General features: G+C 39.7%; 10 protein-coding genes. 5 read left to right on the forward strand and 5 right to left on the reverse strand.

Translation table 11 applies throughout. The annotated features are described in order from the left end of the window. Positions 1–2: 2 nt before the first annotated feature. The 3 genes from O0V13_RS06165 to O0V13_RS06175 are packed head-to-tail and all read right to left on the reverse strand — an operon-like array spanning position 3 to position 3,369. Complete coding sequence (locus tag O0V13_RS06165; protein ID WP_268034122.1) at positions 3–590, reverse strand: Maf family nucleotide pyrophosphatase; 588 nt, start codon at positions 588–590, stop codon at positions 3–5. Further along, positions 559–1,869, reverse strand: a complete 1,311-nt coding sequence (locus O0V13_RS06170; protein WP_268034124.1) for a DUF1015 domain-containing protein — start codon at positions 1,867–1,869, stop codon at positions 559–561. Before O0V13_RS06170 ends, O0V13_RS06165 begins: the two co-directional genes overlap by 32 nt. After that, complete coding sequence (locus O0V13_RS06175) at positions 1,870–3,369, reverse strand: acetyl-CoA carboxylase biotin carboxylase subunit (RefSeq protein ID WP_268034125.1); 1,500 nt, start codon at positions 3,367–3,369, stop codon at positions 1,870–1,872. A gap of 182 nt (positions 3,370–3,551) precedes the next feature. On the opposite strand from O0V13_RS06175, the gene O0V13_RS06180 reads away from it, so the two are divergent. Together O0V13_RS06180 and O0V13_RS06185 are read left to right on the forward strand one after the other, a co-directional pair. Continuing rightward, complete coding sequence (locus tag O0V13_RS06180) at positions 3,552–4,802, forward strand: aminotransferase class I/II-fold pyridoxal phosphate-dependent enzyme (protein WP_073570038.1); 1,251 nt, start codon at positions 3,552–3,554, stop codon at positions 4,800–4,802. Between the two features lie 102 nt (positions 4,803–4,904). Next, positions 4,905–5,081: a histone H1 gene (locus tag O0V13_RS06185; RefSeq protein ID WP_073570037.1), complete on the forward strand. Its 177-nt coding sequence runs from the start codon at positions 4,905–4,907 to the stop codon at positions 5,079–5,081. A 67-nt stretch (positions 5,082–5,148) separates the two neighbouring features. Here O0V13_RS06185 and O0V13_RS06190 read toward each other — a convergent pair whose 3' ends face one another. Next, positions 5,149–6,999: a M1 family metallopeptidase gene (locus O0V13_RS06190; protein ID WP_268034126.1), complete on the reverse strand. Its 1,851-nt coding sequence runs from the start codon at positions 6,997–6,999 to the stop codon at positions 5,149–5,151. A 180-nt stretch (positions 7,000–7,179) separates the two neighbouring features. Here O0V13_RS06190 and O0V13_RS06195 point away from each other — a divergent pair, with 180 nt between their 5' ends. From O0V13_RS06195 to O0V13_RS06205, 3 genes are all read left to right on the forward strand, one after another. After that, positions 7,180–10,308 carry a VPS10 domain-containing protein gene (locus tag O0V13_RS06195; RefSeq protein WP_268034127.1) on the forward strand — a complete coding sequence of 1,043 codons (3,129 nt, stop codon included), beginning with the start codon at positions 7,180–7,182 and terminating at the stop codon, positions 10,306–10,308. Positions 10,309–10,424: 116 nt separating this feature from the next. After that, the gene (gene galK / locus O0V13_RS06200; RefSeq protein ID WP_268034128.1) at positions 10,425–11,594 is read left to right on the forward strand and encodes a galactokinase; all 1,170 of its coding nucleotides are present in this window, start codon (positions 10,425–10,427) and stop codon (positions 11,592–11,594) included. After that, complete coding sequence (locus O0V13_RS06205; protein WP_268034129.1) at positions 11,594–12,883, forward strand: APC family permease; 1,290 nt, start codon at positions 11,594–11,596, stop codon at positions 12,881–12,883. Before galK ends, O0V13_RS06205 begins: the two co-directional genes overlap by 1 nt. Here O0V13_RS06205 and O0V13_RS06210 read toward each other — a convergent pair. After that, the gene (locus O0V13_RS06210) at positions 12,865–13,197 is read right to left on the reverse strand and encodes a hypothetical protein (RefSeq protein WP_268034130.1); all 333 of its coding nucleotides are present in this window, start codon (positions 13,195–13,197) and stop codon (positions 12,865–12,867) included. The genes O0V13_RS06205 and O0V13_RS06210 overlap by 19 nt on opposite strands. Between the last annotated feature and the right edge of the window lie 139 nt (positions 13,198–13,336).

The raw sequence follows: 13,336 nt of genomic DNA on the forward strand, positions 1-13,336 counted from the left end.
GCTTACCACTTTTTCAATTGCTCATAAACCAAGTGAAGTGGGAATCCCATCACATTGTAGTAAGAACCTTCAATGGTAGATACGCCGATAAAACCAATCCACTCCTGGATTCCATAAGATCCTGCTTTGTCAAATGGCTTGTATTCACGGATATAGTGCCAAATCTCTTCTTCCTCTAGAAATCGGAAAGTCACTTTGGTTTCATCTTCTAAGGTGATTCTTTTCAGACGATCCATGATGGTCACAGCAGTCATTACTTTGTGGGTTGCTCCTGACAAACTTTTGATCATATCAAAAGCCTCATCCTCATTATTTGGCTTACCCAAAACATGTCCATTCTGTACTACTACAGTATCAGAAGTGATTAGGATTTCATTTTCCTGCAATTCATCAGGGAAAGACTCCGCCTTCAATTTGGATAAATAGGCAGCAACATAATCTGCTGGAATATCACTTGGAATAGTTTCATCTACAGAATTTACTTTAACTGTAAACTCCAATTCCAATCCTTTCAATAGCTCTTGTCTTCGAGGAGAATTGGATGCTAAAATTAGTTTTTTATCCTTCAGTTTGGTTAAAAAAGGCGTCATAAGGGTAGTTAAATTCTTCTTGATTGACACTCGCAAAAAGCAATCCACCTAATGCTTTTGGATAGAAATAAGTAGATTTTTGAGGCATTAAATGTCCGGAATGACAAACCTTCAAAACCTGCTCAATTTGAAGCTCGCGAGTGATGATTGCAAAGGTCGCCTTTTGAGAACGAACTTCCTGTATACATCTGGAAAAATTCCTCTCATAGGCTATATTTCCGCTATTCCTTTGACCTTCCAGCGTTAGACCTAATATCTGATGAAACAAAACTTCATGCAATGCTACCAAATCCAATTCTTGAAGGACTTCAGGTATTTTCAAGTTTAATTCCTGGAACTTTTCTTCTTTGAGTTTTATAAAATAGGATTCGTCTCCGATTACCAACCCATAGGTTTTTGAAACATGAAATGCATAAGAGCCCAATTCGTCAGGATCATTAAATTTCTTCACATCAAACCAACACCGAAGTTTCTCAAGAAACTCCTCCTTTCCCATTTCTAAACCATAGAAAAGTCGATGGGTAGGTAGAATCTTCAAATCTTTTCCAAGTGCATTGGTCAAATACATCAAATGATATTCATGGGCTTGCCATTTTTCATCCGGAAATTGACCTTCCATCGCATGTTTATAGGCAATAGCACCTTCCAAACGATGGTGGCCATCCGCCAAAATCAATTGTTTGGATGCTATAAAGTCAACAAACTTGCTTATCACTTTTGCATCATGGATCACTGCCAAAACCTCCCTGACACCTTGATAATCTTCTAATTCATAAATTGGTGAATCTATGGCTACATCCATCAAAGACTCCAATACAAAACTTGGATCTTCATACAATCCATGAGTCGGACTTGCTTGAATCTGAGCGGCTTTTAAGAGTTCTATCCGATCATTGATAGCTGAAACAATCGTATTCTCGTGTCTCAGAATTTGCTTTTCCTGCCAATCATACGCTTTGACCTGAATAATAAAACCTTTTCTACATCGCTCCTTCTGCTCTCCCGGTAGTCTGAAATATTGATAATACACATAAATCCCTGGGATTAAATCTTGTTGAATGATTCCCTTTTCCTTCCATTGACTTAGAGTCAATTTAGCTTCCTGACTTGGTCTCAATCCTTGAGGAACTGATAAATGAATGCTATTCAAAGGATTTTCATAGAGCTTTTCTCTCTGCTTTTCAGAAACCACATCAAAAAGCGGAGCTGTCAATTCCTCAATCTCAGGGCTTAGATGATCAGCATATCTCCATGCTTTTAGGGGTAATATTTCCGCCATCTATTTCAATCGATTTCTCCAAGCTCCAGAAGTTGAGGCCGTAGCAGTTGAAACAGAACCGGTTTTCTTTCCTTTTTGAGAATGAAAAAACTCCACAGCTAAAACTGCTAAAAGCGACTCTTCCTCTTCTGAAAGACTCTGATCCAATACTTCAGGCTTAAAATACTTTTCAACAAACTTGGTATCAAAATTCCCACTGGTGAAAGCTTTGTGTTTTAAGGCAAAACGACAAAAATCCAATGTCGTTTGAATCCCTGTTATCTCATAATCATCGATTGCTCGAAGCATTCTATTGATTGCGTCTTCACGCGATTCTGCATGAGTGATCAATTTGGCAATCATTGGGTCATAGTATATCGGAATATCCATTCCTTCTTCAAAGCCATCGTCCACTCGAATTCCAGGCCCTTGTGGCCTTCTATAGGTAATCAAACGTCCAATGTCTGGAAGGAAATTGGTACGAGGATCTTCTGCATATACACGAACTTCTAAAGAGTGTCCATTGATTTTCAAATCATCCTGTGAAAAGCTCAACGCTTTCCCTTCAGCCACCCAAATCTGTTCTTTCACCAAGTCTTTGCCAGTGATCATTTCAGTGACTGGATGTTCTACCTGAAGACGGGTATTCATTTCTAAGAAATAGAAATTCAGCTTGCCATCTACGATAAACTCCACAGTACCAGCACCATAATAATCACAGGCTTTTGCAACTCCCACTGCAGCCTCTCCCATTGCTTTTCGCATTTCTGGACTTACTACAGCTGACGGAGCTTCTTCAATGACTTTTTGATGTCTTCTTTGGATGGAACATTCTCTTTCAAACAGATAAACGGTATTCCCATGCTGGTCTCCCAAAATCTGGATTTCAATATGACGAGGAGAAGTGATGAATTTCTCGATAAAAACCGCCCCATCTCCGAATGCTGACTGAGCTTCAGAAACTGCTCGTTGCATTTGCTCTTCGAATTCAGCCTCGGATTCAACGATCCGCATTCCCTTTCCTCCTCCACCAGCACTGGCTTTGATGAGAATAGGATATCCGATTTCTTCCGCTTTTTTCTTTGCTGCATCAATGTCTGAAATCGCTTCTTCTGTTCCCGGAACCAGAGGAATATCATATTGAGAAACGGCCTGTTTCGCAGCCAATTTACTACCCATTACCTCGATGGCATGGGGAGATGGACCAACGAAAATCAACCCAGCATCTGTTACTTTCTTGGAAAAATCTGCATTCTCAGAAAGAAATCCATAACCTGGATGAATAGCATCTACATTTAAATCTTTACAAACTTTAATGATTTTATCCCCCAACAAATAAGATTGATTCGAAGGCGGTGGTCCCAAACAAACTGCTTCATCTGCAAATTTAACATGGGGAGATAATCGGTCTGCCTCTGAATAAACTGCAACGGTGCTGATTCCAAGCTCTTTAGCAGACCTCATGATTCTAAGAGCAATTTCACCTCTGTTGGCTATTAAAAGTTTGTTGATTTTTGCCATCCTCTAGCGTTTCTTTTGGGTTTTTAATTTGTACTGCTCTAAGTAAGGAAAATATTCTGAGGATTGGGAAAGAAGCATCATCCTTCCTTCTGTTTTTTGCTTGGTAGCCATTAAAGTTTTATTTTTGGCGGATTTTCAAATACTAATTTTCGAAAATCGCATTCACTTAAATTCATTAAGCTTTGGATCTATTTGCAAAACTCCACACGAACCTAGGCCCCTTGGGCAAACACTCTCAGTATTCCGATGGATATTATATGTTCCCTAAACTCGAGGGAGAAATCTCTCCTCGTATGCAGTTTCAGGGAAGAGAAGTGTTGACTTGGTCATTGAACAACTATCTAGGTCTCGCCAATCACCCAGAAGTAAGAAAGACTGATGCAGAAGCAGCAGCAAAATGGGGAGCAGCATATCCGATGGGAGCCAGAATGATGACTGGACAAACATCCCTTCATGAGAAGTTGGAAGATGAACTAGCTGAATTTGTAGGCAAAGAGAAAGCTTACTTGTTGAACTATGGATATCAGGGGATCATGTCTGTGATCGATGCGCTATTGGATAGAAAAGACGTAGTAGTTTACGACTCAGAATGTCATGCTTGTATCATTGATGCACTTCGCATGCACATGGGTAAGAGATACGTTTTCCCTCATAATGATATTGAAAATTGCGAAAAGCAGTTGGAAAGAGCCACCAAATTGGCAGCCGAAACTGGAGGAGGTATCCTTGTGATTACTGAAGGTGTATTCGGTATGACAGGTGACCAAGGAAAGTTGAAAGAGATCTGTGATTTGAAAGAGAAATTCGAATTCCGTCTTTTGGTTGATGATGCGCATGGTTTTGGTACCTTGGGAAAAACTGGCGCTGGTACTGCTGAAGAGCAAGGCGTAACCAAAGAGGTGGATTTGTACTTCTCTACTTTTGCAAAATCAATGGCTTCTATCGGAGCATTTATCGCAGGTGATGAGAAAGTAGTTCACTATTTAAGATTCAACATGCGTTCTCAAATCTTCGCTAAATCACTACCGATGCTATTAGTAGAAGGTGCATTGAAGCGTTTGGAGCTATTGAAAACACAACCAGAATTAAAGGACAACCTGTGGAAAATCGTGAATGCACTGAGAAATGGCCTTCATGAAAACGGTTTTAGCACGGGTGCCTCCAACTCCCCTGTTACCCCAGTTGTATTGAATGGAACTGTAGGTGAAGCCGCGGCACTTTCTCACGATTTGAGAGAGAACTATAACATTTTCTGTTCAGTAGTGATTTACCCAGTGGTACCTAAAGGCATGATTATCTTGCGTTTAATCCCAACTGCTGTTCACACCTTAGAAGATGTTCAAGAAACCTTGACAGCTTTTGCTGCCGTGAAAGATAAGTTGACCTCTGGTCAATACAGAAATTCAGAATTGGCAGTAGCCTTTGGCGAATAAAAAAAAATCCAAAAAAAAGGCCCTCAGGATTGAATTAGCAAGTATTTGGGCTATATTGGATCAAAATAAACTTATCATCAACCTAAAAAACGCACTTTTACTATGAGCAGATTTAGTGAAGTTAAAGATCTTGTATTGGGACTAGAGGAAGATTTCGTAAAGTTCTATGAAAAAGGAAATCAAGCCGCTGGTACGAGAGTAAGAAAAGGAATGCAAGACCTTAAAAACATTGCGCAAGATATCCGTAAAGAAGTACAGGATAAGAAAAACGCTGGTTGATCCAACGAAAATTAAAAAAGGTGGCTTTCAGCCACCTTTTTTTTGTCCTTAGATTAAAAGTGGAGTCTTAATACTCCACTTTGTTATTTTCTTCATTGACATCAGCCAATCGCTTACTTGGATCGATTTCAATGGACTTGATTGTTTCCATTTTTCTATCCAATACAATTGTCTTCTCAAGATTTACCCAAGGCCAATCTTGAGTCATGATTCTTTTAGGCATTCCAGCTTCTTCAGCTTTTTCACCTCTCATAATCACAAGAGGTAGGTATACCAATTCTTTGCTTCCATCCTTGTATGTAATTACCACATCTACAGGCATTGGCATCAAACCAATTCTTTTCAAAGAAATAGTAGTTTGATCGCCACTTGGATGTACTTCTCCAATTGCATAATCGATGGTTTTGGTTGAATAAACCCAGTATTCTTTATACCAGTCAAGCTCAATCCCACTCTCCTTTTCCATGATTCTCACCACATCATTCACATTAGGGCTCTTGAATTTCCAAGTATTGAAATATCTCAATAAGCCTCTATCTCTAACCTCATCGCCAATGATATACCCCATTTGAGCCATGAAAACAGCTCCCTTAGAATATGCTGCAGAGCTATAAGCTCTATTGGTGTGATAATGGTCAGAATGAGTTGACATTGGTTCTTCCAAACCTGACTTAGCCAAGCTGAAATAGCCTCTATAGCTCCCAAAATGAACGTTTGAATTTTGATTTTCCCGAGGGAAAATACTAGCCATTGTCAAACTTGAAGCGTAGCTCGTAAATCCTTCATCCATCCAAGGATAAAGAGACTCGTTAGTTCCTAAGACACCTTGATACCAGCTGTGGGCCAACTCATGAGCCATTACACCTACAAGACCAGCAAGACTTCTACCTCCAGTCACCAAAGTAGACATAGGATATTCCATTCCTCCATCTCCTCCTTGAATTACTGAAAACTGCTTGTAAGGATATTGTCCAAAGTGCTCAGACATAAATTCGATAGCCTTTGGTGTATACTCTTTTAGCAAATCCCAATTTTTGGAAGTCTCTTCACTGGGAACAAACAAATGGTGAACGGTGATTCCATTGTCCATCTGGATTTTATCATGTTGATAATTCGGATCAGCAGCCCACATAAAGTCGTGAACCATTGGAGCTTTGAAATGCCAAGTCAAGGTATTTCCAGCAGGAGCTTGTACTGAAACTCCTTCATCTTCATACCCATGACCGATTTCATTTGGATTTTGAACATACCCTGTACCACCCAGTGTATAGGTCTTATCAATTGTGATTTTCACATCGAAATCACCCCAAATTCCATAAAACTCTCTTCCGATATAAGGATTTGCATGCCATCCTTGCTCATCATAGTTAGCCATCTTAGGATACCACTGAGACATAGAATAGCGCACTCCATCTTGAGAATCTCTTCCTGACCTTCTAATTTGTACAGGCACTTGACCTTCAAACTCCATTGCAAATGACGCTGAAGTATGAGGAAGAATTGGCTCATCCAATTTTACTTCTAGGATTGTTCCTTGTTCCATAAACTGGACGTCACTTCCATTTTGAGTCAAAGATTTGACATGCATATAGCCAATCTCATCTGGCCCCAAATTGGAAATTCTATCACCTACTCTTCTATCTGGATCAGCGATGGTTCTAGAACGAACATCCATCATACTTCCAGGTTGGAATGCATTATAATAGAGGTGATAGAACACCTTGTCCAACGTATCAGGAGAATTATTGGTATAAGTCAACAACTGAGTACCAGTGTACTTGTTTGTTTTGACATCCATGGAAACATCCATTTGATAATTCACGGACTGCTGGAATCTACCAGTCTGAGCTGATGCAAAATTTGCATCGATCAGACAAAGAAAAAGCCCTGCAACAGGCTTTAAATACTGACTCAACATAGGTATTTATTTTTTTTGCCAAAGAAAGCCAAAATGACCTGCCTTGACAAACCATCGGTCAAATTTTAAGAAAACCAGAATCTTGACTTTTTACGGATTTTCTTATCCATTCCCATAAAAAAGACCCCTCACTTTAAAGAAATCCTGTAGTTTCAGAGCATAAATGTCAATCACACTCTTATGAAAAAAATCTACTCACTGATCTTGTTGGTGCTTTTGGGCTTTTCTGCTCATTCTCAGCAAGTCGACATGGACTTATTCAAGTCTATGAAAACCAGAAATGTAGGCCCATCTGGCATGAGTGGAAGAATCACAGCCATTGATGCGGTGGATGCGGATCCTTCTATTATTTATGCTGGTTCTGCCTCAGGAGGTTTATGGAAATCAACCTCAGGGGGAATCAATTGGGAGCCCATTTTTGATGATCAAAAAGTTCACTCTATTGGAGCCATTTCTATTTACCAGAAAAACCCAAATGTCATCTGGGTTGGAACAGGTGAAGGAAACCCAAGAAACTCTTTGAGTTTGGGATATGGAGTTTATCGTTCCTTGGATGCTGGAAAAACTTGGGAATTGATGGGCTTGGAAAATACCAGAGCTATCCACAGAATTATCGTTCACCCTGAGGATCCCAATACCGTTTATGTTGGGGCAATCGGTTCCCCTTGGGGAGAGCAGGAAGATCGTGGACTATACAAAACAACTGACGGTGGAAAGACATGGGAGAAAATCTTATACATAGATACCAAAACCGGTGTTGGGGAAATGATTATGGATCCCAACAACCCAAACAAACTGTTTGTCAATATGTGGCAGCATAGACGTTATCCGTGGTTCTTTGAATCTGGAGGTGAATCCAGTGGATTGTATGTTACTTATGACGGTGGAGACAATTGGAAAAAACTAGATGAAACCAATGGTCTTCCAAAAGGTAATTTGGGAAGAATGGGATTAACCATTTCCGCTGCCAAAAGTGATAAAGTTTATGCACTGGTGGAATCCAGTAAAAATGCATTGTATGTTTCTGAGGATGGAGGAGAAAAATTCTCTATGGTCAATGCAGGTGGTGACATTGGCGACAGACCTTTTTACTATTTTGAAATCCATGCAGATCCACAAAATGAAAACAGACTGTATACCCTTTATTCAAGAGTAGGTATGTCTGAAGATGGAGGAAAGTCATTCCAACAAATACTCCAATATGCTGGAGTTCACCCAGATCACCACGCATTTTATGTAAATCCATTCAATCCAAAATTATTGATTGATGGAAATGACGGTGGTTTGAATATTTCCAGAGATGGAGGGAAAACTTGGTATTTCGCAGAAAAATTGCCGGTTGGTCAGTTTTACCATGTGAATGTTGACAATGAACTCCCTTATAATATCTATGGAGGAATGCAGGATAATGGTTCCTGGACTGGACCAGCTTATGTTTGGAGAAGAGACGGAATTCGAAATAGTTACTGGCAAGAAGTTTCATTTGGTGATGGTTTCGATGTAGTTTCTCACCCTGCCGATTCCCGTTATGGATATACGATGTCTCAGGCTGGAAATCTTTCCCGATTTGATAAGGCGACAGGTCATAATAGAAATATCAAACCAACCCATCCTGACAAGGACGTTTTCCTTCGATTCAACTGGAATGCAGCCATTGCACAAGATCCACATGATGCAAATACACTCTATTACGGATCACAGTTTCTTCACAAATCAACTGACAGTGGTGAAACTTGGGAAATCATTTCTCCCGATCTGACGACCAATGATTCTACGAAACAAAGACAACAACAAACAGGAGGTCTTACTTTTGACATCACAGGCGCTGAAAACCATACTACAATTATCGCGATAGCTCCAAGTCCTATTGATCCGGATATCATTTGGGTTGGAACAGACGATGGCAATCTTCAATTCACTGAAGATGGAGGGGAAACCTGGAAAAATGTAGCCTCTAAGCTTCCAGGTCTACCTGAGGCAAGTTGGATTCCTCAAATTCAGGCTTCAAAATATGATGCTGGTGAGGTTTGGGTGATCGCGAATAATTATAGAAACAATGATTTTACTCCTTATGCTTACCATAGCAAGGATTTTGGAAAATCTTTTACCCGAATCGTGGATGACTCTAAGGTTTGGGGGTATACCCTATCCATCAAGCAAGATACCGAAGAGCCAAACTTGGTATTCCTGGGAACTGAGTTCGGTCTTTATGTTTCATTCGATAAAGCTAAAACCTGGAATAAATGGGAACATGGCTATCCTAAGGCGGTTTCTACTTACGACATGACTATTCAGGAAAGAGAAGCTGATTTGGTGATTGGTACATTTGGTCGTTCTATGTGGGTATTGGATGATATCCGACCCCTTCGAGTTTTTGCAGCAAACAATGGTGAAGCTCCGGAAGCTAAAATCACTGCTGTACCTGCACCAGATGCTTACCAGGTTGAAATCCAACAACCATCAGGAGAAAGATTCCCTGCTGATGGAAAATACGCAGGAGAAAACAGAGATACTGGAGGGAGATTGAGCTTTATCATCAATGATGACAAAGAAAAACTAGACACAGTTACGGTAAATATTTATGATGCGAGTGGAGAACAGATCAGAACTTTGAAAACAGTACCTGAGAAGGGTGTCAATCGAATCAATTGGAGATTGGACAGAAAATCTACTGCTGAGACATCTGGTGGAAGTCGTGGTAGAAGAAATGGATTCTTTGAAGCTAGTGGAAATGATGCACTGCCTGGAACATACAAAGTTGAATTCGTTTACGGAGATCAAAAAGCTGAAACGAGTATCAATGTATTTAGCGACCCCAGAATCGAAACTACTTTGGCTGACTTGAAAGCTAAGGATGATTTCATGAAACAAATGGAAGCAATGCAGACAGAAATGAGCAAGGCTACTGAACAGATGTCAGATGTGGAGAAAACAATTCAAAAAGTAGAAAGCATCACCAAAGATGTGGATACTGAAGAAGTAAAAGAGCTTCAAAAAGCTACAAAGGACATCAAGAAAAAGCTAGATAAGGTAAAAGAAGCCTTTAACGGCCCGACTAGAGAAGGTCAAGGCATCATTCGAAATCTATACCCTACTACCATGTCGATGCAATTTGCACCAAGAGGTTATGTAAGATCTTCTTACAAAGCTCCTGGAGCGACAGAAAAGCGTCTTTTGGAACATGCCAAGCAAGCAGCTGATGAAGCCTATGCCGTGTTGAATGAGTTTATCAATGGAGATTGGAAAGCCTTTGAAGAAAAGGTTAAGAGCACTCCCATCGACTTATTTGAAGCAATAAAAAAAGACTAATCTTTTAGAATTCTAAGTTAAAGGCTGGCTTTAATCAAGTCAGCCTTTCTTTTTTCACACTTTCTCTGACACATTCTCTATATTCAGGTTCTTTTTCTCAAACCTTATCATTTTCAATGAATACCCCCAATTATAGCCTAAAGGCAGTAGAAGAATTTCATTCAAGATTTCAAAAGACCCCTCGAGTATACCGTTCTCCTGGAAGGATCAATTTGATCGGAGAACATATTGATTATAATAATGGCTGGGTAATGCCAGCTGGCATCGATAAGGAAACTACTTTTTGCTTTTTGGAAAATGGGACAGATTCATTCCGAATATACTCCATCAATCAGCAGGAACAGGTTTCTTTTATGCTGGAAAACTATAACAGCATTACTACTTCCTGGGCTAAGTTTATTATTGGAGTGATCGACGAGTTTTTGAAAAAAGGAGCAACAATTCCCGGATTTGATGCAGTTTTGGAAGGAAATGTTCCTTTTGGTTCAGGACTCTCCTCCTCTGCTTCCCTAGAGTGCGCTGTTGCCTTTGGTCTCAATGATCAATTTAATTTGGGTTTTTCCCGTATTGAATTGGCACAATTGTCTCAAGCCGCTGAAAACAATTATGTAGGCGTCAATTGCGGGATCATGGATCAATTTGCTTCAGTTTTTTCCAAAGAAAACCATGTTTTCAAATTGGATTGCGATACGCTGACTTTTGAGTATTTCCCCTGTGATTTAGGTCAATACACCTTGATTTTGGCGAATAGTCTGGTACATCACAGCCTCGCGGATTCTGAATATAACACCCGCAGATTAGAATGTGAGTCTGCCTTGCAAAAGCTTGGGAAAGGGAAAAAGATCAATTTCCGGGATTTGAAAAAGGAAAATTTAGAGGAATATAGAAAGCATTTAACTCCGATCGAGTTCAATAGAATTCAATTCGTTTTGGAAGAAATCGAAAGAGTTCATGATGCCGCATCAGCTCTACAAAATCAGGATTTTCACAAGCTTGGCAAACTCCTTTATGGCTCACATAACGGGCTTCAACACCTCTACGAAGTAAGTTGTTCGGAATTGGATTTCATGGTGGATTTTGCACGGAATTTTGAAGGAATTCTGGGATCCAGAATGATGGGAGGCGGTTTTGGTGGCTGCACGATCAATTTGATTGAGGAATCGCGATCCGAAGATTTTATAAAAGAACTCTCAGAAGCCTACCAAACTAAATTTGGAATCCAACCGGAGTTTTATCCGGTCAAAATCGGCGAAGGAAGTTCAAAAGTTGAATTGGAATCTCTCTAATGAAAAAAATCTCCTGGATCACAGCTGGAAGCTTGGTTGTAGCCAACATGATTGGCACAGGAGTATTCACAAGTTTGGGTTTCCAGCTTCTGGAAGTTCAGAATACCTGGACAATTCTGATTTTATGGATTGTCGGAGGAATCATGGCCTTGATTGGGGCATTGGTGTATGCCGAACTGGGGACCTACTTTCGTAAAACAGGTGGCGATTATATTTTCCTATCAGGGACACTCCACCCGTCCATAGGCTACCTCTATGCCTGGATTTCACTAACGGTAGGTTTCTCCGCTCCTATTGCCATTGCAGCAATGGCAATGAATGATTACTTGAACCCGATTCTTAATGCCGGAATTCTCCCAGGATTGTCTTTTTTGGTCTTGATCCCATTGGTTCATATGGTTTCAGTCCATCGATCGGGACAGTTCCAAAACTTATTTACCCTTTTTAAAATCACCTTTTTAATAGCCCTTATAGCATTGGGATTTGCTTATTCTCCCTCGGCATCAAATTCTGCATTTGATTTTTCGGACTCTTGGAAATCGGAAGTTTTGCTACCCGGATTTTCTGTATCCTTGATTTATGTATTCTATGCTTATACAGGCTGGAATTCTGCTGCCTATATTCTAGAGGAGATCAAAAACCCTCAAAAAGACCTCCCAAAGGCATTGATTGGAGCTACTTCACTGGTATTGATTCTCTATGTTTTATTTCAATGGATAGTCTTAAAGCATGCAAGTGTCGATGAACTGTCGGGACAAGTACAGATTGCAGAGATTGCTTTTCACAACTTATTAGGATTTGATTGGGGCAAATGGATAGGAATACTGATCGGGTTCCAATTGATCGCGACCATTTCTGGATATGCATGGATTGGACCAAGAATCACGTATGCAATGGCCAAAGATTTCAAATTTTGGAGTCCTTTGGCAAAGCTGAATTCCAACCATATTCCTGTCAGGGCTATCCTATTGAATACTTTGGTAAGTTTGGTTTTATTCCTGACAGGTTCTTTTGAGCAGGTGATGATCTATGCAGGCTTTGTACTGCAAGTTATGGGTACGATCACAGTATACTCTTCCCTTAAGGTGAAAGAAACTACAGGTTTCAAAACTCCCTTCAAACCTTACCTTCAATATATTTACATCATTTTTAGCACAGCTATTTCTATTTACATTTTTTGGGATAAACCCATCGAAAGCTTGGCTGGAATTGGATTGATGGTTTTGGGATTGGTGATTTTTTATTTTGATGAAAAAAATCAACAAGAGGCCTATAACCCTGGACGATAAAATACTATTACGAGTAGTATTATTGGTAAAAGCAAAAGCAAATAATAGAATACAGAGGATTTGAACTTAACAATTTCTTCGTTAGCCTTTATTTGTTTCAGATATTTCCTCCTATTTACTATTATAAGACCAAAGTAAACCAAAGCTGTTATAGCTTTTCCATAAGGTTTTATAACCTCTCTTATTTCAGCAGAAAGAAAATAATGCATCAATAGTACGATTGGAATAATTATGTACAGGGTTTCAGAAAGAGATAATAAAACCAATTGTCTCGATCCAATCTGGTTATGATCATCTTTAAATTCTGAAGCCATCCAAAAATAGGCTGAATCGAATAATCTCAATAAAATTTCCAAAATCCTTCTCTTGACAGATCATCTATTTCCCTATGTAAGCACAACAAAAAAAAATCAAATGAACTGAGTAATCAAGTAACTAACTGAAAGTATTTTT

This window comes from Algoriphagus sp. PAP.12, from assembly GCF_026652115.1.
Lineage (GTDB): Bacteria > Bacteroidota > Bacteroidia > Cytophagales > Cyclobacteriaceae > Algoriphagus.